Source organism: Bradyrhizobium liaoningense (assembly GCF_018130825.1).
In the GTDB taxonomy this organism is placed as follows: Bacteria; Pseudomonadota; Alphaproteobacteria; order Rhizobiales; family Xanthobacteraceae; genus Bradyrhizobium; species Bradyrhizobium liaoningense_B.
Genome location: NZ_JAFCJS010000001.1, coordinates 47,068 through 67,442, shown reverse-complemented (window position 1 = coordinate 67,442; position 20,375 = coordinate 47,068). Strand labels below are relative to the sequence as shown.

Annotated in this window: 25 protein-coding genes; 12 read left to right on the top strand and 13 right to left on the bottom strand. The window is 64.4% G+C overall.

Going from position 1 to position 20,375, the window contains the following annotated elements:
* Positions 1-433: 433 nt before the first annotated feature.
* Positions 434-1,099 (bottom strand): pyridoxamine 5'-phosphate oxidase family protein, encoded by a 666-nt coding sequence (locus JQ603_RS00375; RefSeq protein WP_212335828.1) that lies wholly within the window; start codon positions 1,097-1,099, stop codon positions 434-436.
* Positions 1,100-1,628: 529 nt separating this feature from the next.
* Between JQ603_RS00375 and JQ603_RS00370 the strand changes: the two genes are divergently transcribed.
* The gene (locus JQ603_RS00370; protein WP_212335827.1) at positions 1,629-1,928 is read left to right on the top strand and encodes a hypothetical protein; all 300 of its coding nucleotides are present in this window, start codon (positions 1,629-1,631) and stop codon (positions 1,926-1,928) included.
* Between the two features lie 186 nt (positions 1,929-2,114).
* On the opposite strand, the gene JQ603_RS00365 is transcribed toward JQ603_RS00370, so the two are convergent.
* Positions 2,115-3,353, bottom strand: coding sequence for an MFS transporter (locus tag JQ603_RS00365; protein ID WP_212335826.1), 1,239 nt, complete (start codon positions 3,351-3,353; stop codon positions 2,115-2,117).
* A gap of 130 nt (positions 3,354-3,483) precedes the next feature.
* Here JQ603_RS00365 and JQ603_RS00360 point away from each other — a divergent pair, with 130 nt between their 5' ends.
* Positions 3,484-4,080 (top strand): TetR/AcrR family transcriptional regulator, encoded by a 597-nt coding sequence (locus JQ603_RS00360; RefSeq protein ID WP_212335825.1) that lies wholly within the window; start codon positions 3,484-3,486, stop codon positions 4,078-4,080.
* Positions 4,081-4,378: 298 nt separating this feature from the next.
* On the opposite strand, the gene JQ603_RS00355 is transcribed toward JQ603_RS00360, so the two are convergent.
* The gene (locus JQ603_RS00355; RefSeq protein WP_212335824.1) at positions 4,379-5,752 is read right to left on the bottom strand and encodes a PleD family two-component system response regulator; all 1,374 of its coding nucleotides are present in this window, start codon (positions 5,750-5,752) and stop codon (positions 4,379-4,381) included.
* Positions 5,753-5,766: 14 nt separating this feature from the next.
* On the bottom strand, positions 5,767-6,132 hold the full coding sequence (locus JQ603_RS00350) for a response regulator (RefSeq protein ID WP_008566616.1): 366 nt from the start codon (positions 6,130-6,132) through the stop codon (positions 5,767-5,769).
* A 238-nt stretch (positions 6,133-6,370) separates the two neighbouring features.
* Here JQ603_RS00350 and JQ603_RS00345 point away from each other — a divergent pair, with 238 nt between their 5' ends.
* A complete protein-coding gene (locus tag JQ603_RS00345) occupies positions 6,371-6,682 on the top strand; it encodes a DUF3572 domain-containing protein (RefSeq protein ID WP_212335823.1) in 312 nt (103 codons plus the stop codon).
* A complete protein-coding gene (locus JQ603_RS00340; RefSeq protein ID WP_212335822.1) occupies positions 6,679-7,968 on the top strand; it encodes a DNA polymerase IV in 1,290 nt (429 codons plus the stop codon). The genes JQ603_RS00345 and JQ603_RS00340 overlap by 4 nt, the downstream gene beginning before the upstream one ends.
* 16 nt (positions 7,969-7,984) lie before the next feature.
* Here the strand turns inward: JQ603_RS00340 and JQ603_RS00335 are convergent, their stop codons facing one another.
* Positions 7,985-8,140 carry a hypothetical protein gene (locus JQ603_RS00335; RefSeq protein WP_212335821.1) on the bottom strand — a complete coding sequence of 52 codons (156 nt, stop codon included), beginning with the start codon at positions 8,138-8,140 and terminating at the stop codon, positions 7,985-7,987.
* Between the two features lie 199 nt (positions 8,141-8,339).
* Between JQ603_RS00335 and JQ603_RS00330 the strand changes: the two genes are divergently transcribed.
* Entirely contained in the window at positions 8,340-8,738 is a 399-nt protein-coding gene (locus JQ603_RS00330) for an ACT domain-containing protein (protein WP_212335820.1), read from the top strand.
* A gap of 91 nt (positions 8,739-8,829) precedes the next feature.
* On the opposite strand, the gene JQ603_RS00325 is transcribed toward JQ603_RS00330, so the two are convergent.
* From JQ603_RS00325 to JQ603_RS00315, 3 genes are all read right to left on the bottom strand, one after another.
* Positions 8,830-9,189, bottom strand: a complete 360-nt coding sequence (locus tag JQ603_RS00325) for an NUDIX hydrolase (RefSeq protein ID WP_433996615.1) — start codon at positions 9,187-9,189, stop codon at positions 8,830-8,832.
* Positions 9,190-9,240: 51 nt separating this feature from the next.
* Positions 9,241-9,642, bottom strand: coding sequence for a RidA family protein (locus JQ603_RS00320; protein WP_028143958.1), 402 nt, complete (start codon positions 9,640-9,642; stop codon positions 9,241-9,243).
* A 218-nt stretch (positions 9,643-9,860) separates the two neighbouring features.
* A complete protein-coding gene (locus JQ603_RS00315; protein ID WP_212335818.1) occupies positions 9,861-10,706 on the bottom strand; it encodes a cell envelope integrity EipB family protein in 846 nt (281 codons plus the stop codon).
* A gap of 231 nt (positions 10,707-10,937) precedes the next feature.
* On the opposite strand from JQ603_RS00315, the gene JQ603_RS00310 reads away from it, so the two are divergent.
* The 4 genes from JQ603_RS00310 (at position 10,938) to JQ603_RS00295 (ending at position 14,119) form a co-directional block, all read left to right on the top strand.
* Complete coding sequence (locus JQ603_RS00310) at positions 10,938-11,405, top strand: RidA family protein (protein WP_014494672.1); 468 nt, start codon at positions 10,938-10,940, stop codon at positions 11,403-11,405.
* Between the two features lie 5 nt (positions 11,406-11,410).
* Positions 11,411-12,157: a glycerophosphodiester phosphodiesterase gene (locus JQ603_RS00305; RefSeq protein WP_212335817.1), complete on the top strand. Its 747-nt coding sequence runs from the start codon at positions 11,411-11,413 to the stop codon at positions 12,155-12,157.
* A 195-nt stretch (positions 12,158-12,352) separates the two neighbouring features.
* Positions 12,353-13,624, top strand: coding sequence for a GNAT family N-acetyltransferase (locus JQ603_RS00300; protein ID WP_212335816.1), 1,272 nt, complete (start codon positions 12,353-12,355; stop codon positions 13,622-13,624).
* Between the two features lie 66 nt (positions 13,625-13,690).
* Positions 13,691-14,119 (top strand): HIT family protein, encoded by a 429-nt coding sequence (locus JQ603_RS00295; protein ID WP_212335815.1) that lies wholly within the window; start codon positions 13,691-13,693, stop codon positions 14,117-14,119.
* Between the two features lie 85 nt (positions 14,120-14,204).
* Here JQ603_RS00295 and tsaA read toward each other — a convergent pair whose 3' ends face one another.
* The 4 genes from tsaA to JQ603_RS00275 form a co-directional block, all read right to left on the bottom strand.
* Positions 14,205-14,696, bottom strand: coding sequence for a tRNA (N6-threonylcarbamoyladenosine(37)-N6)-methyltransferase TrmO (gene tsaA, locus JQ603_RS00290; RefSeq protein ID WP_212335814.1), 492 nt, complete (start codon positions 14,694-14,696; stop codon positions 14,205-14,207).
* Between the two features lie 32 nt (positions 14,697-14,728).
* Positions 14,729-15,079, bottom strand: a complete 351-nt coding sequence (locus JQ603_RS00285) for an AzlD domain-containing protein (RefSeq protein WP_212335813.1) — start codon at positions 15,077-15,079, stop codon at positions 14,729-14,731.
* Positions 15,076-15,816: an AzlC family ABC transporter permease gene (locus JQ603_RS00280; RefSeq protein ID WP_212335812.1), complete on the bottom strand. Its 741-nt coding sequence runs from the start codon at positions 15,814-15,816 to the stop codon at positions 15,076-15,078. Before JQ603_RS00280 ends, JQ603_RS00285 begins: the two co-directional genes overlap by 4 nt.
* 106 nt (positions 15,817-15,922) lie before the next feature.
* Positions 15,923-16,945, bottom strand: coding sequence for a lytic transglycosylase domain-containing protein (locus JQ603_RS00275; protein ID WP_245003332.1), 1,023 nt, complete (start codon positions 16,943-16,945; stop codon positions 15,923-15,925).
* A 36-nt stretch (positions 16,946-16,981) separates the two neighbouring features.
* Here JQ603_RS00275 and JQ603_RS00270 point away from each other — a divergent pair, with 36 nt between their 5' ends.
* The 3 genes from JQ603_RS00270 to JQ603_RS00260 all read left to right on the top strand — a co-directional run bounded on the left by JQ603_RS00270 (position 16,982) and on the right by JQ603_RS00260 (position 19,241).
* Positions 16,982-17,998 carry a TRAP transporter substrate-binding protein gene (locus tag JQ603_RS00270; protein WP_212335811.1) on the top strand — a complete coding sequence of 339 codons (1,017 nt, stop codon included), beginning with the start codon at positions 16,982-16,984 and terminating at the stop codon, positions 17,996-17,998.
* Between the two features lie 71 nt (positions 17,999-18,069).
* Entirely contained in the window at positions 18,070-18,714 is a 645-nt protein-coding gene (locus tag JQ603_RS00265) for an HAD family hydrolase (protein ID WP_212335810.1), read from the top strand.
* Positions 18,711-19,241, top strand: a complete 531-nt coding sequence (locus tag JQ603_RS00260) for a hypothetical protein (RefSeq protein WP_212335809.1) — start codon at positions 18,711-18,713, stop codon at positions 19,239-19,241. The genes JQ603_RS00265 and JQ603_RS00260 overlap by 4 nt, the downstream gene beginning before the upstream one ends.
* A gap of 35 nt (positions 19,242-19,276) precedes the next feature.
* Here the strand turns inward: JQ603_RS00260 and JQ603_RS00255 are convergent, their stop codons facing one another.
* Positions 19,277-20,293 carry a carbon-nitrogen hydrolase family protein gene (locus JQ603_RS00255; protein ID WP_212335808.1) on the bottom strand — a complete coding sequence of 339 codons (1,017 nt, stop codon included), beginning with the start codon at positions 20,291-20,293 and terminating at the stop codon, positions 19,277-19,279.
* Between the last annotated feature and the right edge of the window lie 82 nt (positions 20,294-20,375).

Genomic DNA, 20,375 nt, shown 5'->3' with positions numbered 1-20,375 from the left:
CGCGGCTCCTTGCAGGCGCTCGCATCCCTCCCGTGCGCGACGACGCCGACCCCGAGGAAGAAGGTTCTGCTGCTGGCGGCCCGTCTGAGGCGTTTGTTCAATGTGTGGGCCGCAGCGTCGCTCGCTCACCAGGCCGCTTCAGCTGCCGGGCAACCACGCAACCATCCGCCAGCGCGCGACAGGTCCTCCAACGCGGCGCGGGCGGCCCGCGATGCCTGAGCGAGCCGCTCGACGCTTCGTCTACGCCGTCCGCAACACCGGCGGCTACGGTCGCTGCGGGCGTCCGCTCTTCGCACCGAAGACGACCTTTATGCCCGGTCGTTCGATGTCAACGTTGGGCCATTCTCGGACTCATGCAGTGCAGCAAAATGCCTTTACTCGATCATCTCATCGGCGGTCGTGCCCAACGTTCTTGTATCGTCAGTCACGCGGCTTAAGTCTCGCGGCTCCCAACGTCACTGAGGTACTTTTCATACTCTGCTCGCGAGAGCAGATTGCCTTCTCGCTCGACGCGAGCGCGGTCCTTCGCGGGTAAAGAGGCCTGTATATCATCGACACGCTTCCAGGGGGCCAAAGGCGTTTCGCATGTCGAGCGAGGCACAAATTCTGACGGTTGTATCTTTTTGTATCGGTGTACATAGCGTGGGCAGTTACGAAAAATTTCAGTCACGCTCACCCGGACGACCAGTTGCGCCTCAGCGTACTCCGACAGCAGAGGATCGTTATCATCAATACTGGCGATGCCTTGCAGGCGCAGACGATGCGGCTTCTCAAAGTTGATAAAGAGCATGCCGACCTGCGGATTTCCAAGCAAATTACCTGTAGAATAGAACATGCCGTTACCATCGTAACAAGGAAAGACGACGGTCTTACTATTGATAACACGAACAAACCCGGGATCGCCGCCCTTATAGGACACGGTTGGTCGGCCCTGATGATCAATGGTAGACAGGAAGAACATGTCGCGGCTTTCAATGAACGCCTTATGCTCGGGCGAGACTTCGGTGAGCACCACGCGCGCTTCGACATTGTCGGCAAGCCGCCGTGTGTCGAAACGGTCCTGCAATGAACGGTGGACAGGTCCATACAATCGGCTCATCTGATGTCCTCGCTACTGAGCGATGCCCTCGGGCGAATGACTACAACTTACCACACCTTCGAACTAGGATTGCGCCCCACAGCAAAAACTGACCACGGATGTCAGGTGCGGGTCAAAGCGCCAGTTTAAGCTTAACCGACGACTTCCGGTTTGGCCCTAACTTCGGATTTTCCTTGCGCACCGCAAACGGGGCGCAATGGGTCAAAATGCGAAGAACTCGGCGTGAGCAAGTCTAGCTATGTCCTACTGAGCGGACAGCCGAATGGGACGGAATTCGATGTCATCGGCAAGTCCTCGCGTGATGTGAGCTGCTCTACACGCCCGAACAGCTCAGGTCTTGATATCGGCCCACCGGTTTTAGCCAGTAACGATGTGAGCCGAGATACGGCAGCGTTACTGTCTCTTGCGAACCCTGAACCAAAATTAATCGATGAAGACAAACCTTCATCGAGATTGCATTGGGGTTCGCTCCCAAAGGTCACTCGATACATGCCTCTTGGACATTTTACATCGCTAAGGAGGTAGTCCCATGCCGATCGTTCAATTCACTCGCTTCAAAACCGACAAGCCCGAGGAAATGACCAAGGTTGTCGGGCGGGCGAAGAAAATCTTCGAAAAACACGGCGCCGAATTTCTTCGGCTGTCCCGTTTCCACACTGGCCATTGGGCAGGAGAGTTGCTGGTTACGACGCGCTACACCAATTGGGAGGTCTACGGCAAAGTGCAGGAGGCCGTGGCAAAGGACCCGGAGTTCGCGCAGGTGATGGCTGACGGGTTGAAGATTGCCGAACTACAGGGCCGTAACATCGCTGTTAGCATCGATCTCTAGTCCGGGCGCCACCCGGCGGCAAACCACGTTAAGCGCGGAGGCCGCTGGACATATTGCCAGCGGCCCTTTTTCAATTTTGGGCGCCCTCGCCGACCAATGTCGGCTTCGGGTTACAAGCGGCCTATCACGATCGAACAGCGCGACGTCCGCTGTAACTCTCAAGGCTGACTAGCCAGCCCGCCCCTTCTACGCCGCCTTCAACACCGGTGCCGGCGGCTGCGACGGCCGGGTCAGCGCGAACGCCACCTGTACGATGCCGCCGGCAAGGCCAAGCGCGACGCCGATACGCCAGGCCATGGTGTAGGAGCCGAGCGCGTCGTAGAGCACCCCGCCTCCATAGGCGCCGAGGAAGCTGCCGATCTGGTGGCTCATGAAGGCGAGGCCCTGGATCATCGCCTGCCAGCGCAGGCCGAACATCTCGGCGACGGCGCCGGCGACCAGCGGGCCGACGCCCATCCAGAGGAAGCCCATGATCGCGCCGAACAGCAGCGTCGAGAACGGCGTTGCCGGGAGCATGAAGTACCAGGCGAGCGCCAGCGAGCGCAGGATGTAGATGCCGCCCAGGAGCGCGAGCTTGTTCCAGCGCTGGCCGGCCCAGCCGAAGAACAGCGAGCCGAGCACGTTGAAGCCGCCGATCATGCCGAGCGTCTGCGCGCTCAGCATCGGATCGAGGCCGCAGATCGCAAGGTAGGACGGCAGGTGCGTGGTCAGAAACACGAGCTGCATGCCGCAGACGAGATAGGCGCAGGTCATCACCACGAAGGAGGCGTTGCCGAACGCGGTTTTCGCCGCAGTCGCGGCCGAGGCGTCGCCGATGTCATCAGCGGCCGGCTTCGGCAGCGGGATCCTGTCGATGCGCCCGGCGTACCAGGCCGCGGGGATCATCAGCACCGACATGACGACGAAGCCGGCTAGCCCGATGCGCCAGCCGAAACCTTCGTTGAGCATCTGCCCGATCGGCGCCGACAAGAGCGCGCCGAGCGAGCCCGCGCCGGAGACGATGCCGAGCACGGTCGAGCGCACCGTTTCGGGCACCGCGCGCGCGGCCACCGACATCGCGATCGCGGCTGCGGTACAGGCGAGCGAGGTGCCGATCAGAATGCCGCCGCCGATCATGATGCTGACGAGCCCGTTCGCGGTCGCCATCAGCGCGAGCCCCGCAATGTACATCAGCGCGCCCACGATCATGATCGGGCGAAAGCCGTAGCGCACCGTGAGCGCGCCGGCGGGCGGCTGCAGGAAGCCCCAGGCGAGGTTCTGCACGGCCAGCGCCAGCGTGAAGTCCGAGATCGAAATGTGGATGTCATGCGTCAGCGGCTGCATGAAGATGCCGAGGCTCTGCCGCAGCCCCATGCTCAGCGTCAGCATGATCGAGGCGCCGATCAGGATCGGCAAGGTCGGACGCAGGACCTGCAACAGGGGCATTTTTCTTCTCCCTTTTGGGCGCGGCACGCGTGCCGTCGTCTGTTTTTGCCGATGATTTTGGTTACACAGACCTGTGTACTTAGGCTATAGATGGCCGCAGCTGTCAAGCGAACAGGACGCTTAGCTCCGCATGGCTCCCCCGCCCGCCCCACAGACGATGAAAGAGCGGATCCTTCAGACCGCCGACAAGCTGTTCTATCTGCAAGGTATTCGTGCCATCGGTGTCGACACCATCGCGGCCGAGATCGGCATCTCCAAGCGCACGCTCTACAACCACTTCCCCTCCAAGGACGCGCTGATCGCGGCCTACCTCGAGCGCCGCTTCGTGCACGCCCGCCCCTCAGACAAGCCGCCGGCCGAGCAGATTCTTGCAACGTTCGATTCGCTGGAGCGGCGCTTTGCGGCGAAGGATTTTCGCGGCTGCCCATTCGTGAATGCGGTCGCCGAGCTCGGGCCCTCCGACCGCGCCGTGAAGAAGATCGCGATCGCCTTCAAGGAAAGCCGCCGCCTCTGGTTTCGCGAGCGGTTGAACGAGCTCGGCGTTGCCAATGCGGAGGCGCTGGCGACGCAGCTGGTGCTGCTGGTCGACGGCTCGATCGCCCAGGACCTCGTGCGCGACGATCCGGCGATGGCGCGGGCGGCGAAGGAAGCGGCGACGGTGTTGCTGCGGAATGCCGGGGTGGATGTGGGTGGTGATGCGGAGAAGGGACGCAAGCCCGCGAAATAGTCGCTGTCCCCGTATCGTCAGGTGTCATCACCCGCGAAGGCGGGTGATCCAGTATTCCAGAGGCGGTTGTGATTGAACCGAGAGGCCGCGGCGTACTGGATTCCCCGCCTTCGCGGGGAATGACAGCGGAGTTTGTAGGACTGCCGTGATCGTATCAATATGCTCCTGTTTTGCCCGACGGGTCAAACAGCGCTACCGCCAGCGCAAGCCCTGTTTGCCACCCACGCAAGCCATTGATCCGACTAGCGCCGCCTACTGTGCATGGGGTTGTTTCGCAACTTTTATGTCGCAGCAGCTCTCACGCCGCCTGCGACACCACGCGATTGCGGCCGTCGTGCTTGGCCCGGTAGAGCGCGGTGTCGGCGCGCTTGAGGACGTCGGCGACCGCCTCGCCCTTCTGCTCCAGCGTGGTGAGCCCGATCGAGATCGTGACCTCGATGCGCTTGCTGCCCTTGTGGATCGCGAACGGCTCGCCCGCGATCGAGCGGCGCAGGCGCTCGGCGACCATGCCGGCGACGTGGAGATCGGTCTCCGGCATCACGATGACGAACTCCTCGCCGCCGTAGCGGCAGGCGAGATCAATGCCGCGGATCGACTTGCGCACGCGCACTGCGAACTCGCGCAGCACGTCGTCGCCGGCGTCGTGGCCGTAATTGTCGTTGATCGACTTGAAGTAGTCGATGTCGAGGATCATCAGCGCCAGCGGCTTGCCGCGGGTCGCGGCCTGCTCGGCGAGCGTCGCCAGATGGCTCTCCATATAGCGGCGATTGTGCAGGCCCGTGAGCGCGTCGGTGATCGCCATCTCGATCGAGTTCTGCACGTTGTCGCGCAAATGATCGGTGTAGCGGCGCCGGCGGATCTGGGTGCGGGCGCGCGCCAGCAGCTCGGTCTTGTCGATGGGGCGCAGCAGATAGTCGTTGACGCCGATCTCGAGGCCGCGGAGCAGCCGCGTCGAGTTCTCGGGGTCGGCGATGGCGAGGATCGGCACATGGCGCGTGCGCTCCAGCGAGCGCGCCTGGCTGCACAGGCGCAGGCCGTCGAAATTGTTGAGGTCGAGCGAGACGATCAGGAGGTCGTAATTGCCCTCGGCGGCGTGGAACAGCGCCTCCGTCGGGTTCGGCTCGACGTCGATGGTGTGCTCGGCGGCGAGGATCGTCGCCAGCCGCTGATAGGAGGACTCGCGGTCGTCGACCAGGAGGATACGGCCGCCCTTGCCGGTGTCGGCGACGGCGCTGCGTTCGGGCGCCTGCATGCCGATCTCGAGCGAGGTGATGGCGCGCATGCGCAGCTCATCGGTCATCATCTTCAGCCGCGTCAGCGAGCGCACGCGCGCGATCAGCACGACGTCGGAGACGGGCTTGGTGAGGAAATCGTCGGCGCCGGCCTCGAGCCCGCGGTTGCGGTCGGCGGGGCTGTCGAGCGCGGTGACCATCACGACGGGAATGTGGTGCGTGGCCGGATCGGACTTCAGGCGGCGGCAGACTTCAAAGCCGTCCATGTCAGGCATCATCACGTCGAGCAGGATGATGTCGCATTCGGCCCGCCTACTGATCGCCAGCGCCTCGGTGCCGTTCGAAGCGGTCATCACGTCGAAATATTCGGCGGACAGACGGGCCTCTAGCAGCTTGACGTTGGCAGGAACGTCATCGACGACGAGGATACGCGCGGACACTGTGCACTCACTTCCTATCCGATAAAACGCCGGACCGTCTCTATGAATTTGCCGACCGAGATCGGCTTGGACAAATAGGCCTCGCAGCCGCCCTCGCGGATGCGTTCTTCGTCGCCCTTCATCGCGAACGCCGTGACCGCGACGACGGGAATGGCGCGCAGCTCCGGATCGTCCTTGATCCAGCGCGTCACCTCGAGGCCGGAGACCTGCGGCAACTGGATATCCATCAGCACGAGGTCGGGCCGCATCTTGCGAACCAGATCGAGCGCCTCGTAACCGTTGCTGGTGCCCGAAGTCTGGTAGCCATGTGCTTCCAACAGGTCGCGGAAGAGCTTCATGTTGAGCTCGTTGTCTTCCACGATCAGGACGGTCTTAGCCATCCCGCCCTCCTGATTGGCACGAAGCCGGATACATGTGACGCCTCAGGCGCCGCTCGCCGGCGCTTCGAAAACTGGATTCAAACTAGCCTCAGATTCGCTCTAGTTTCGTTAAACCCGAGGGGCCACTTTCTGCGATGTGGTTTCCAGTTGCTTGCCCCGGGATCGCAAGACTCAAGGCGGAGACTCGGGCATGATGCAAAGTAGACACCGAAAGTTAACGGAAAGGCAAACCGGGCCCGTGAAAAAGCCTGTTCACAACCCTCGCGAAGTCGCTGAAATCGTTGCGATTCAGGCGCTGTCCTTTGTTGCGGGCGCCCCCGAGCGGCTGGGCCTGTTCCTGGCCGAGACAGGTGTCGGCCCGGAGACGCTCCGGAACGCCGCCGCGGACCCGAATTTCCTCCTCAGCGTGCTCGATTTCGTGCTGCGCGATGACGCCACCGTGAAGGCCTTTGCGACGGCCTCGGAGCTGCATCCGACCAACGTTGCCGCAGCGCGGCAGGTCCTTGGCGATGCGCTCGGCGACCCCAATTGGGAGCGCGACGTGCCGTGAGCACCCCCGTCCCGGCCGGGCCCCGCTGCTTCTGCCGGGATTGTCTGGCCGATCTGGACATGAGCGTCCGCCGCTGCTCGGCCTGCGGTTCCCCTCGCCTCGTCCGCCACCGGGCGCTCGCCTCGCTGACCATCGCCCATATCGACTGCGACGCCTTCTATGCGACGGTCGAGAAGCGCGACAATCCTGACATCGCCGACAAGCCCGTCATCATCGGCGGCGGAAAACGCGGCGTGGTGTCGGCCGCCTGCTACATCGCACGCACCTATGGCGTGCGCTCGGCGATGCCGATGTTCAAGGCGCTCGAGGCCTGCCCGCATGCGACCGTGATCCGGCCGGACATGGCCAAATACGTCCGCGTCGGCCGCGAGGTGCGCCAGGCCATGCAGGCCCTGACGCCGCTGGTCGAGCCGCTCTCGATCGATGAAGCCTTCCTCGATCTCTCCGGCACCGAGCGGGTGCATGGCATGATCCCCGCCAAGGTGCTGGCGCGCTTTGCCCGCGAGGTCGAACGCGACATCGGCATCACCGTCTCGGTCGGCCTGTCCTGCAACAAGTTCCTGGCCAAGATCGCCTCCGACCTCGACAAGCCGCGCGGCTTTGCCGCGCTCGACCAGGAGGAGGCGCGCGCGATGCTGGCGGAAAAGCCGGTCGGCTTCATCTTCGGCGTGGGACCGGCGACCCAGGAGCGCCTGGTGCAGCGCGGCTTCCGGATCATCGCCGACCTGCAAAAGGCCGACGAGATCGAGATGATGCGGCAGTTTCCGAGCGACGGCCGCAGGCTGTGGCGGCTCGCCCGCGGCATCGACGACCGCCGCGTCGAGGCCGATCGCGGCGCCAAGACCATTTCCAGCGAGACCACCTTCGAGACCGACATCCGCGATTTCGCGACGCTGGAGAAGATCCTGTGGCGGCTCTGCGAGAAGACGTCGTCGCGCCTGAAGAGCAGCGAGCTCGCCGGCTCGACCGTGACGCTGAAGCTGAAGACCGCCGATTTCCGCCAGCGCACCCGCTCGCAGTCGATCGCCGCGCCGACGCAACTTGCTGCAAAGATTTTTTCGATCTGCCGCGAAATGCTGGCGAAAGAGATCGACGGCACCGCCTTTCGCCTGATGGGCGCCGGCGTCAGCGCGCTACGCGAGGGCTCGGCGATCGACGACACCGACATGCTCGACCGCCGAGCAGCCCATGCCGAACGTGCCGTGGACAGCCTGCGGAAGAAGTTCGGCAGCGCCGCGGTGATCCGCGGCATTGCCTATGACGGGCCGGAGAAGACGCAGGAGTGATCTGATCCTGCTCGACTCAGTCGCGTTCGAAGATCCGTGCACCCGGATAGACGCGCCTGGCATACTGAACGACCAACTGCCGATCCTGATTCTCCAGGAACGGAGTTCGGATCTGACAAGACCCGATGATGAGGTGCCACAAGCCGTTGAGCTTTCGAATGACGACATTCATTTGAGCTTCCTCGCAGTGACCCGAGTGGACTCAAATTGTAAGAATCTCCCGCCGTCGCTCAATTGTACCAGCGTAAGATCGGAGTATTCGAAGGATTTGTGGAGATATACAAAGGTATGTTGGTTGGGGCTTCATCAGCCGCTGACGCCAATGGCTTCGCAGCGGCTCAAACGATCCTACCGGTTCGGGGGCTGGCACCGTGACAGGCGAACGCCATCTCGACGCACTGCTGCGTGACATGAAGCCGGAGATCCTGGACGGCATCTTCGTGTTTTGCACGCTTGCACCGAGCGCGAGCATTCCAGCCACCATCAGCCCGATGCTGACGTTCCACGAACGCGAAGGAACAACGCTGGTGATCCTGCGCGAGGAGGCCGAACGTACCGGACTACGCTACGCATTCCCCTCGCGCCTGATCACCCTGACGGTTCACTCCGCGCTCGACGCGGTGGGCTTTCTTGCAGCAATCACGGCGCGTCTGGCCGAAGCGGGCATCAGCGTGAACGCCGTGTCGGCCTTTCACCACGACCATCTCTTCGTCCCGGTTGATCGGGCCGATGAAGCGATGGCCGTTCTGAAGGAGACGCCCGGCTCGTAGCCCGGATGGAGCGCAGCGCAATCCGGGACAGTCTATCCTCAGCGACAGGTTTCCCGGATTACGCTTCGCTCCATCCGGGCTACGGCAGGGGCTATGAACACAGCGGAAGCAGCTTGTCGCGCGTCAGAGGCGCGAGCTTGACTGCTCCAGGCGAGGACGGATCGAGCCAGAGAATCTCCTCGATCTCCGCGCCCGGCTCGACTGGATGTGCGATGACGATGCGGAACACTTCCGCATCGACCTGCCGCCCCGGCTCATTCGCGGCAGGCGCAATGTATCGTCCAAGGTAGGCCATCTCGTTCGGATCGACGTCAATCCCGAGCTCCTCGGACAATTCCCGCCTGAGCGCGACCTGCGGATGCTCGCCGGCCTCGATCTTTCCGCCAGGCTGCATGAAGCTTTCGGTGGCCTTCTTCCTGACCAGGAGGACACGCCCATCGCTCCTGCTCATCAACGCAGCCGCGATCCGAATGGCACTTTGCGACGTCATTCCTTCACCACCTCAATCCGCGACCGCGATTGCCTCGATCTCGATCAGCCATTCCGGCGCGGCGAGTGCGGAGACGCCGACGAGGGTCGAGGCCGGCGGCTCCATGCCTTCGAAGAAGGCCGAGCGCGCCTTGCCGATGATCGGGCGCAGCTCCGGCTTGTAGTTCACGACGAAGGTGGTGATCTTCACGATGTTGGAATAGCTGGCGCCGGCCGCCTTCAGCGCGTGCCCGAGATTCTGCATCACCTGCGTCGTCTGCGCGGCGATATCGCCCTCGCCGACGATGCGTCCTTCCTCGTCGGTCGAGACCTGGCCGGAAATGTAGATCGTCCGCGCGCCGGTGGCCGTGACGACGTGGGAATAAGCGGGATTGTGATGCAGGCCGCTGGGGCGGAGATGGTCGAGCTTGGGCATGGAGGGGCTCCCGGAGTTTGTGGTTGGGAGAGAGCGTAGCTGGAGAGTGTGACGAGAGCTAGTCTGTCACTACGAGGAGCAAAGCGGCGAAGAGAGATCTCGTAGGGTGGGCAAAGGCGCACAGCGCCGTGCCCACGATCCTGCAGCTCACCTGGGAAGTGGTGGGCACGCTACGCTTTGCCCACCCTACGGCAGTGCTCGCGCAGAGGGATCCGCCCTCAATTGCAGGGCTTGCTGTCCTTCGCGTCGAACTTGCCCATCGCGCCGGAGATGACGAAATCGTTGTAGTCGAGCACGAGCTGGCGCGAGACGCCGTTCTCGTAGAGCTCGAACGCCATCGCATAGATCGGCGTCTGCTCGCCTTCCTTCTGCTGGGCCACGCGGTCGAAATAGCTGACGGTGACAGGCCAGCGCTTCAGCGACTTCATGTGCTCGTCGGACGTCGACGGATCGGATGAGGTGGCGCGGTCGGCGGCGATCGGCTGGCCGATCACGGTCAGCGTGTTGTAGACCTTCTGGCCGTCATCGGAGCCGTCATAGACGGAAAGCTCGAGCAGCGACTTGCCGTCCTTGGCTGCGGCGATGATGCGCTGGATCTGCTCGGTCGGGAACACGATCTTGCCGTCGAGCGTGAAGCTCTTCGGCGCCGGCAGCTTCAGCTTGACGTTGATGTGGTCGCCGTCGCGTTCCGCCGAGCCGTCGACGCGGCCGGCATCGGCCTCGTTCATCCGCGTCTCGATCTTGAAGCGGTAGCTTTTGCCCGTGGCGTCCTCCCAGGAATTGGAGCGGAGGTCGCTGAGCGTGACCTTGCCCTCGCCGCTGTCGAGCTCGGAGACCTGACGGAATTCGGAGGTGTAGCCCTCGCAGGAGCTGCCGGTGAAATTGTAGAGGATGCGGCCGCGCGCGCTGTTGACCGAATTGGAGCGCGATTTGACGAGGCGCAGATCATAGAGCGCCTGGTGCGCGAGGAACGGACCGTTGGCGGCGATCGCCCCGCCTCCAGGGCCGAAAGCGGCCGCCGCAAGCGCCATCACACCGAGCGAAGTCCGGAAAAGGTGCACCATGTCTGTTCCCTGAGGAAAGCGCAGATTCGACATTTTAATGACCGTTCCATTGCGTCGCAACTGAGGCCGTTTCACGTAAAGTTGCGGCCCCCGCGCTGAACCTGCTGCCCTGCCTTAACAAAATGCAGCCCCGCCGGTTGCTTGCATGTGGCGGCTCGATGGGCGAAACAGGGCGCGCCCGGCGGTCAAGAACGCGCCCGGGCGATGAATTCTTGGACAACGAGGTCGGACATGGCGGGCACGGTCGAGCAGAAACTGGCGGAACAGGGCATCAAGCTGCACGAGGCCCCCACCCCCGTTGCCAATTACGTCCCGTTCGTGCGGACCGGCAATCTGCTGTTCGTCTCGGGCCAGGTCTGCTTCGACCCCGCCGGCAAGCTGATCGCCAAGGGCAAGCTGGGCGCCGGCGTCTCGATCGAGGACGGCGCGGCGGCGGCGCGCGGCTGCGCGGTCAACCTGCTGGCCCAGGTCAAGGCGGCGCTCGGCGATCTCGACAAGGTCGTGCGCGTGGTGCGCCTCGGCGGCTTCATCAACTCGGCGCCCGACTTCCTGGACGGGCCGAAGGTGCTCAACGGCGCCTCGGATCTCATGGTTGCCGCCTTCGGCGACAAGGGCCGCCATGCCCGCACCACCGTCGGTGTCGCCTCGCTGCCCGCGGATGCGGCGGTCGAGGTCGAAGGCGTGTTCGAGGTCGCCTGACGCGCATGCGCGCTCCGGATTGGCTGACAGCCCGGCCGGTCGCCCATCGCGGCCTGCACGACATCTCCCGCGGCATCGTCGAGAACATGCCGGGCGCGGTGCAGGCTGCGATCGCCGGCAATTTCTCGATCGAGGTCGACATCCAGCTCTCGTCCGACGGCGAGGCCATGGTGCACCACGACCATGCGCTCGGCCGCCTCACCGAGGCCACCGGCGAGGTGATCGAGAAGACTGCGGCCGAGCTGAAAGCCGTCAGGTTCAAGGACACCGACGAGCGGATGATGTCGCTCTCCGACCTCTGCGCCATGGTCGCCGGCCGCGTGCCCCTGGTGATCGAGGTGAAGAGCCGTTTTGGCGGCGACCGCAAGCTGGTCAAGCGGATGGCTGAGGTGCTGGCATCCTATGACGGCCCTGCCGTCGGCATGTCCTTCGACCCCGACCAGGTGCTGGCGCTGCGCGAGCTGTTGCCCGCTCGCCCGCGCGGCATCGTCGCGCAGCGGAGCTATGAGGACGAGTACTGGGCCTACCTGACGAAGGAGCAGCGCGACAGCATGCTGTACCTGCGCCATGGCTTGCAGACCCAGCCGCACTTCGTCGCCTTCAAGGTCGACCACCTGCCGGCCCCCGCCCCCTGGATCGCCCGCAACATCTTCGGCTGCGCCCTGCTCGGCTGGACCGTGCGCACGGGCGAGCAGCGGACGCGGGTCAAGCAATATGCGGATCAGATGATCTTCGAGGGGTTTGTGCCATAGGCGCTCCCGTGTCCCGGACGCGCTGCGACGCGTAGCGTTGCTGCGCAGAGCGGGACCCAGCAGGCAGCACGCTACTCGGAGAGATGGGCCCCGGCTCAGCAGCGCACCACTACGTGCTGCGCCGCGTCCGGGGCACGAGAGCTGTGTTCCCCCGCCCCCTTGAAGTCGCTGCTGCAATGCACGATCTTGGGCGCAATGGCATCATCCGACATTACGCTCGAGGCCGTACCGTCCATTGGCGAAGTCTCGCCCGCGGATTGGGACGCTTGCGCCAATCCCAGCAAGGCTCTTAACGAAAAGGCTCTTAACGAAAGGGCTTGCAACGGGCATGGCGCGGGAACCTCATCCGCCCTTCCAGGCGATTCCCTCGGCCTCTCAAGACCCGCCTATAACCCGTTCGTCTCGCACGCCTTTCTCTCCGCGGTCGAGAAATCGGGTTCGGCCACGATCCGCACCGGCTGGGGGCCGCGGCACCTCGTCGCCAAGCTCGATGGCCGCGTCGCCGGCGTCGTGCCCTGCTATCTGAAATCGCACAGCCAGGGCGAGTACGTCTTCGACCGGGGCTGGGCGGATGCCTATGAGCGCGCCGGCGGACGCTACTATCCGAAGCTTCAGGTTTCGGTTCCCTTCACCCCCGCAACGGGACCGCGCCTGCTGGTCCGCGACGGCGTCGACCGCGACCAGATCAGGGAGGCGCTGGCGAGCGGGCTGATGGCGCTCTGCGGCGTCAGCAAAGCCTCGTCCGTGCACGTCACCTTCGCGCGCGAGGACGAATGGAAGCTGCTCGCCGAGCACGGCTTCCTCCAGCGCACCGACCAGCAGTTCCACTGGCACAACCAGGGTTTTGCGAGCTTCGACGACTTCCTCGCAACGATGAACTCGCGCCATCGCAAGTCGATCAAGCGCGAGCGGCGCGACGCGCTGGCGGCCGGGATCACGATCCACTGGCTGACCGGCAAGGACATCACTGAGGGCGCCTGGGACGCCTTCTTCGAATTCTACATGGAGACCGGCTCGCGCAAATGGGGCCGGCCCTATCTCACGCGCGAGTTCTTCTCGCTGATCGGCGAGACGATGAGCGAAGACGTGCTGCTGGTGATGGCCCGCCGCAACGGCCGCTGGATTGCGGGCGCGATCAACTTCATCGGCTCCGACACGCTGTTCGGCCGCAACTGGGGCGCGGTCGAGCATCATCCCTTCCTGCATTTCGAGGTCTGCTACTATCAGGCGATCGATTTCGCCATCAAGCGCGGCCTCACCCATGTCGAGGCCGGCGCGCAGGGCGAGCACAAGATCGCGCGCGGCTACCTGCCGCGCACGACCCATTCCGCTCACTTCATCGCCGATCCCGGCCTACGCCGTGCCATCGACGATTACCTCAAGCGCGAGCGCGCCTATGTCGCCGAGGCCGGCCGCGAGCTTGCCGAGCTCGGCCCATTCCGCAAAGGCATCGACGAGGCGCCTTGACGCCTCGCCGTCGCTGGTGACAGTAAGCGGAAAATTCCAAGCTTGAAATTCTCGGGAGCCGCCGCCATGACCGCCTACGACACCAACAACATCTTCGCAAAGATCCTGCGCGGCGAGTTTCCCTGCCACAAGGTCTATGAGGACGAGCACGTCTTCGCTTTCCTCGACATCATGCCGCGCGTGCCCGGCCACACGCTGGTGATCCCGAAGGCCCCTGCCCGCAACATCCTCGACATCAAGCCGGACGACTACGCCCATGTCGCCCGCGGCGCGCACAGGATCGCCGCCGCTGCGATGAAGGCGTTCAACGCCGATGGCATCACGGTGCAGCAATTCAACGAGCCCGCCGGCGGACAGGTGGTGTTCCACCTCCACATGCACGTGATGCCGCGCCACGACGGCGTTGCGATGCTGCCGCCCGCGAGCCGCAAGGAAGACGTTAAGGTGCTGGAGGAGAACGCGACCAAGCTGATCGCGGTGTTGAAGGCGGGCTGAGATCCGTAGCCCGGATGGAGCGAAGCGCAATCCGGGACTTTCCCCGCATTCCGCTGCGCTCCATGCGGGCTACGATCCCGGCCCCTCACTCCGTCTCGAAATCGCCCTTCTGCGGCGCGGCCAGCGGGGTGAACTCGCAGCGATCGGGCTTGATGTCGATCAGCGGCGTGTTGTCGATGCAATCGAGGCCGCGCACCAGAATGGCATTGCCCTCGATGCCAACCAGCTTGACGATCGAGGTGCCGATCGGATTGGGCCGCACCGGCGAGCGCAGCGAAAACGTGCCGCGGGTCTTCTCGTTGTTCTTCGGGCTCTGCAGGATGATGTCGCGGCGCGACTTGTCGAGCCAGTACAGCACTTCGAGATTGCTGTAGAAATCGACGCCCTTGATGGCCGGCACGAACGGCTCGAAGATCTCGAGGCGGCAGATCGGGCCGTCCTGGCGCCCCTGTCGCGGCGTTTCCAGCCGCGAGGTCCAGGGCGTGCGGATGCGGCCGATGAAGACGAGGCCGGCATCCTCGGTGGATGGCAGCTCGATGGCGACCTCGCCTTCGCGGAGCTCGTTTTCGCGAACCATAATTCCTGTTCCTTGGCTGTTCGCCGGTGGTTTTAGCCCAACCACCACTTGCCGGCCAGCATGAAGACTTCGCCGGTGACGACGCCGGCGAAGATCGAGCGGCGGGTCAGCAGAAAGACGACGAGACCGGCCGCCACCGCGCCATAGCGCAGGACATCAGGTACGCTCGCAAGCGCCCCGGGCGGCTCGACCACGATCTGGGCGATGACGCCGGCCAGGATCGCGGTGGCAACCGCCCTCACCCAGACCAGCAGCTCGGAGCCCTCGTCGATGCCGCCGCCGAACCACAGGCCCAGCATGCGCCAGATCTGGTTGGGAACAACGCCGGCGACGAACAGGACGGCCAGCGCATGCCAGTCGCCGATGAGTTGCGCAAGGCTCATGCGGGCACCTCCCGCCACCAATGCACGCCATAGGCGATCGTGCCGGCCACCACGCCGCTCACGAGGATGTCGAGACCCGAGTTCATCTTGGCCGCCAGCGGATAAAGCAATATTCCGAGCGTCAGCGCGACGACGTCGGCGACCTCGCGGCTGTTGCGCGCGGTCGAGAACAGGAACGACAGCGGCGTCAGCAGCAGGATCGCCGCGCCAAGCGTCTGCGTCAGGTTGGCGGCGAGGAGATATCCGACCGTGTTGGCGGTGAGGCACACCGAGACCAGGCCGCAGCCGAGCCCATGCACGAAGGCGATGCGCCGCTCGCGCGGCACCTGCGGCAGGAAGCGGTGGCATTCGACCCACAGCGTCACCGCCGTGAGGTGCGCGGCGAAGATAAGCTCGCGCCGTTTCGTCGTCGGCGTGCGCATCAGCGGCAGCACCGAGACCACCATCGGAAACAGCCGGATAGCGCTGACCGTCACCGCGATCGCCGACTGGATGATCGTGGCGCCCGAGCCGAGCGTGGTGATCAGGATGATCTGCGCCGGACCTGCCCAGACGAACAGCGTCGAGCACAGCGCCCAGAGCAGGCTGAAATGGGTGTCATGGGCGAGCGCGCCGATGCCGAGATAGGTCACGAACAGCACGATGGTGAGGATCGTCTGCGTGATCGAGCGCAGCCCCCACGCAAAGGCGCGCCACGGACTTTGCCATTGAGGTGAATCGAGCGGAGGGAGCGCCACGGGAGTGTTGGCCGAGGTTGCGGAATCGTGGCTGCATAACGGGCAATGCGGCGCCTCGCGTCAAGGAAGCGCGCGGCGGGGCTGGCATGCGCACGAGAGACGCCTCCTACCCCGCCACACCCCGATTCCTTAGTACGAAGCAGGCGCCGCCGGCCTTGCGGATGCGGTTGCACAGATCATCCGCCTCGGCTCGCGTATCGGCCCCGATGCGCACCTGGTAGAACGCACGCGTGCCACGGCTGCGCATCACCGAGCTCAGCAGGCTCGGATCGCGCTCGCCGATCACCGCGCTCAGTCGCGTGACCGCGCGGGAATACATCGCCAGCGCCCTGTTGCGGTCGAAGCCGGCGGCGAGCTGCACGCCCCAGATCTTTGCCGCGGCAAGCTCGACATGCTGCTCGAGCTCGGCGACGAACGGATTTGGCGCGCGCTTCAACAGGGCCATGAGGTCGCGGCAGCTCGTCGGCGGCGAACTCGGCGGGCCCTTGCCGGTGCTGCCCGCCTTGGCCCAGGCGTCAACGCTCGTGCCTGTGATAGCGTAGACGTAGTTGCGGGTCTGCTCCGGCATCGGCCCGGTGCCGGCAAGCCACTCCTGCACGCGGCGCGGGCCGGCGTTGTAGGCGGCTGCGGCAAGGCCGAGATTGCCGAACTGGTTGCGCAGCTCGTTCAGGAATTCGGCCGACTTCGGTAGCGCCTGCACCGGGTTGAAAGGATTGAGCAGCCCGCGCTCGCTTGCAGTCCCCGGCATGAACTGCGCGATGCCCTGCGCGTGCTCGCCGCTGCGCGTCATCGGCCCCACCGCATCGGCCTGGAAGCGGCTTTCCTGCCAGATCACGCGGGCGAAGAATTCCAGCGGCAGATTGGCATCGCGCGCAGCAGCCTCGACGATCAGGCAGATCGACTCCCGCGTGTCGCTCTCGCGCCCAGCCGCCGGCTTCTGCGGCGGCATCGCAAGCTCCTCGACGCTGGGGACGGCGATATCAGTTTTCGCGGGCGAGCTGTCCCATGCTGCAGCCTGCGTCGCCGACGCGACCAGTGCGACAACGGCAAGTGCTGCAATTCGCGCCAACGCTGCCCAAGCATCGCTGTGGCGCGTGCCGGCGCGGCATGCGACAAGTTGTTCTGCCATGTGGCATCGTGCCATGGTTCGACGAGTTGCCAATATATGCTGCCTGACCTGCTTCTCCCAATGCGTTCCCCCGCCAGACGGATCCGCGCGATCCTGGCCCTCGCCGCCCTCGTCCTGTCCGCCGCGCCGGCCCTGGCGCAGGTCAGCTGGCGGATGACCACGGAATACCCGCAAAACAACATTTCCGGGATCGGCCTCACCACTTTCGCCGATCGCGTCGCGGCGCGCACAAACGGTTTCGTGACCGTGACGGGCGCCTTCGACAACGAGCTCAAGATCAATTCGGGCGAGATGCCGCGCGCGGCGCTGGATGGCCGCATCGCCGGCGGCGATGCCTTTGCCGGCGCGCTGTCCGGCCTCGACCCGGTGCTCGGCCTCTCCACCCTGCCCTTCCTGGTGCAATCGGTCGACGTCGCCCGCGCCACCAGTGCGCGGGCGCGCCCGCTCTACGAGAAGGCGTTCGCCGCCCGCGGCCTGAAGCTGCTCTATCTGACGATCTGGCCGGCGACCGGCCTCTGGTCCGATCATGCGCTCGCAGGCGCCGACGATCTGCCGAAGCTGAATTTGCGCGCCTACGACGCCAATTCGAGCGCGGTGATGCGGACCGCCGGAGCCAACGCGCAGTTCCTGCCGATGGACAAGGCGCTTGCCGGGCTGAAGGAGCACCAGCTGAACGCATTCCTCACCTCCGGCGATGGCGGCGCAGGACGCAAGCTCTGGGACTTCCTGCCGCATTTCACGGCCATCAATTATGCGATGCCGATCTCGATCGCCTTCGTCCGCAGCGAGGCCTTTGCTGCGCTGTCCGAACCGATGCAGCGCGAAGTGATGGCGGCTGCAGCCGAGACCGAGCAGAGCCAGTTCGCGCTGCTCGCCCATCGTACCGCCGAGAATTATGCGCGCATGCGCGACAACGGTGTCACCATCGCCGAGCCGGCGCCGCCGTCCCTCGTCGCAGTGCTCCGCAACGCCGCGACCAGTACGATCGCCGCCTGGGAGGTCCAGGCCGGCCCGGACGCCGCAGCGATCGTCGCATGGGCCCGGCAGCAATGACGCGACGGGCCTTGACTTGACGCCTGATCCGACTAGCAACGGGCGGCAGTCTCAACGCGGGTTCCGCCCTGATGGCCACAATCTATTTTGACCTCGACGGCACGCTGACCAACCCGAAGCCCGGGATCACCCGCTCGATCCAGTATGCGCTGGAGCGGCTGAACGTGGCGGTGCCGAGCGAGGACGAGCTGACCTGGTGCATCGGGCCGCCGCTACTTGCCAGCCTGAAGAAGCTCACGGGAAGCGACGAGCTCGCCGACCGGGCGCTACTGCTCTATCGCGAACGCTTCTCAGATATCGGCCTGTTCGAGAACGAGGCCTATGCCGGCATCGTGGACACGCTGACAACGCTCGCCGAGACGACGCCGCGCATGTTCGTGGCCACCAGCAAGCCCGCGGTCTACGCCACCCGCATCGTCGATCATTTCGGCCTGAAGCCTTATTTCGAGCGCGTGTTCGGCTCCGAGCTCGACGGCACCCGCGTCGACAAGCGCGACCTGCTGCGCTACGCGCTCGACGAGGCCAAGGTCGATCCCGCCAGCGCCATCATGATCGGCGACCGCAGCCATGACGTGGTCGGCGCCCGCACCAATGGCATGACAGCGATCGGCGTGCTCTACGGCTATGGCAGCGAGGCCGAGCTGCGGGACGCCGGCGCGCATCACATCTGCGCCGCGCATCCGGAGCTGCTCGGCCATTGCGTGGGCATGTCGTGACCGAACTTGAATTGGACGCTTACGCCAAGCTGGTTCACGCTCTGACGTTGACAGTGCGCCAATTCGAAACGTCAGACGAACTTCCAACCGTAAACGAGTCGAACCTGCAGCCGCCTTACGTTTTCACATGGCACACGTCGCTGCTGGAACGAAGCGCAATCTTCTTGTGGAATCTCAAGATCCTCAAGTCCTTGGATAAGGACAACAAAGGACTCGGCGTATTTTTCAAATTCGACTGCAATGTTGACGACGTTCCCGCCCTCGCCAAAGAACATGCTGCAAACGGTCCAACGTTGGACAGTCTGGTGTGGCTTTACATTGAACTAAGATCAGAATTTAGCCGAATGCACCTTGATCAGTCGACACTGTTCTTCGTCAATGGAGTGCCAACTTTTTCAATTTGCGAAGAAGAGATGGCGTCGTTCATAGCCATGAAAGGCCTTGGCTACGTGGAGGCCGTCCCAGGCGGGTACGCCTCCACTTCTAAGACGGACACACTCCTATCCAAGCCTTGGTGGGATGAATGAGTCGTATGTTAGTCTACGAAACTTCCATTCAGTGATCAGCTTGCAGCCGCGGCAATATCCGTGGGCCCGACGGTGTCCACCGGCAGCGCGAACTGCTCGACGCGCTGGTATCGCTTCTTGTTGAGCAGCAGCCGCGTCACGTCGGGCCGCGAATAATGCCCGGCGGGATCGGCCGCGTTCTTGGCGACGCCGATGGCGCCGAGGTCGATCTCGGCAATCAGCAGCCCCTCCTGGTCCGGCGCCAGCTTGTCGCCGATCTGGCTGCCGTCGGGGCCGTAGATCGCGGCAAAGCCGCCGCCGGCATGGAGCAGCGCGTGCTTGTCCGGCCGGTCGCAGAGCTCGTCGATCATCGCCTGCGACACCGTCGCGCAAGGCGCGAGCACGAAGCATGAGCCCTCGACCGCATAGACGCGCGAGGCGGCGTTGTTGACCTCCGCGCCGAGCGCCGGCGCGAAGGGATCGTACAGCGAGAAGCTCGGCCAGGCCGCGACATGCACCTGCTCGTTCTGGGCGTACATCGCGTATTTCGACAGCGGCTGGAGATGCTCCCAGCAGCACAGCGCACCGAGGCGGCCGATATCGGGCCTCGCGTGCACGGCGAGATCGCTGCCGTCGCCCTCGCCATAGACGGTGCGCTCGGCATGGGTCGGACGCAGCTTGCGGCGCTTGGCGATGGTTTCGCCATCGGCGCCGATCAGCCATTGCGCCAGGTATAGGCTGCCGCCGTCGCGTTCGGAGAGGCCGATCACCGCCGTCAGCTTCGCCTTGCGCACGGCCTCGCGCAGACGCTCGGCCTGCGGGCTGTCGTAAGACAGCGAATTGTCGAAATAGCGCTGCACGAAGCCACGGCCGATCGCCCAGGCCGGCGAGTCCATCCAGATGTGCCAGGGGTAGCCGGGGATGAAGGCCTCCGGGAAGGCGATCAGCTTGGCGCCCTTCTCGGCTGCCTCCTTGATCAGCGCGATCGACTTGTCGATCGAGGCGTCGAGGTCGAGCCAGGCAGGGGCCGCCTGCACCACCGCCACCTTGTATCTGGGATGTTCGATGCCCATGGCCGCCTCCATTGCCGGTTGATCGCGGACCTCGTCCGATGCAGTCTATTTGGCCGAGCCCGGCGACCGGGCGCTCGACCAT

Coding starts and splice junctions, on each gene's coding strand:
- JQ603_RS00325 (WP_433996615.1), bottom strand. CDS start 9,189: ATGAGCAGGAGCGATGGGCGTGTCCTCCTGGTCAGGAAGAAGGCCACC.
- JQ603_RS00370 (WP_212335827.1), top strand. CDS start 1,629: ATGCCGATCGTTCAATTCACTCGCTTCAAAACCGACAAGCCCGAGGAA.
- JQ603_RS00285 (WP_212335813.1), bottom strand. CDS start 15,079: ATGAGCCTTGCGCAACTCATCGGCGACTGGCATGCGCTGGCCGTCCTG.
- JQ603_RS00375 (WP_212335828.1), bottom strand. CDS start 1,099: ATGAGCCGATTGTATGGACCTGTCCACCGTTCATTGCAGGACCGTTTC.
- JQ603_RS00295 (WP_212335815.1), top strand. CDS start 13,691: ATGACCGCCTACGACACCAACAACATCTTCGCAAAGATCCTGCGCGGC.
- tsaA (WP_212335814.1), bottom strand. CDS start 14,696: ATGGTTCGCGAAAACGAGCTCCGCGAAGGCGAGGTCGCCATCGAGCTG.
- JQ603_RS00270 (WP_212335811.1), top strand. CDS start 16,982: ATGCTGCCTGACCTGCTTCTCCCAATGCGTTCCCCCGCCAGACGGATC.
- JQ603_RS00350 (WP_008566616.1), bottom strand. CDS start 6,132: ATGGCTAAGACCGTCCTGATCGTGGAAGACAACGAGCTCAACATGAAG.
- JQ603_RS00365 (WP_212335826.1), bottom strand. CDS start 3,353: ATGCCCCTGTTGCAGGTCCTGCGTCCGACCTTGCCGATCCTGATCGGC.
- JQ603_RS00265 (WP_212335810.1), top strand. CDS start 18,070: ATGGCCACAATCTATTTTGACCTCGACGGCACGCTGACCAACCCGAAG.
- JQ603_RS00335 (WP_212335821.1), bottom strand. CDS start 8,140: ATGAATGTCGTCATTCGAAAGCTCAACGGCTTGTGGCACCTCATCATC.
- JQ603_RS00300 (WP_212335816.1), top strand. CDS start 12,353: ATGGCATCATCCGACATTACGCTCGAGGCCGTACCGTCCATTGGCGAA.
- JQ603_RS00275 (WP_245003332.1), bottom strand. CDS start 16,945: ATGGCAGAACAACTTGTCGCATGCCGCGCCGGCACGCGCCACAGCGAT.
- JQ603_RS00310 (WP_014494672.1), top strand. CDS start 10,938: ATGGCGGGCACGGTCGAGCAGAAACTGGCGGAACAGGGCATCAAGCTG.
- JQ603_RS00360 (WP_212335825.1), top strand. CDS start 3,484: ATGGCTCCCCCGCCCGCCCCACAGACGATGAAAGAGCGGATCCTTCAG.
- JQ603_RS00320 (WP_028143958.1), bottom strand. CDS start 9,642: ATGCCCAAGCTCGACCATCTCCGCCCCAGCGGCCTGCATCACAATCCC.
- JQ603_RS00255 (WP_212335808.1), bottom strand. CDS start 20,293: ATGGGCATCGAACATCCCAGATACAAGGTGGCGGTGGTGCAGGCGGCC.
- JQ603_RS00315 (WP_212335818.1), bottom strand. CDS start 10,706: ATGGTGCACCTTTTCCGGACTTCGCTCGGTGTGATGGCGCTTGCGGCG.
- JQ603_RS00305 (WP_212335817.1), top strand. CDS start 11,411: ATGCGCGCTCCGGATTGGCTGACAGCCCGGCCGGTCGCCCATCGCGGC.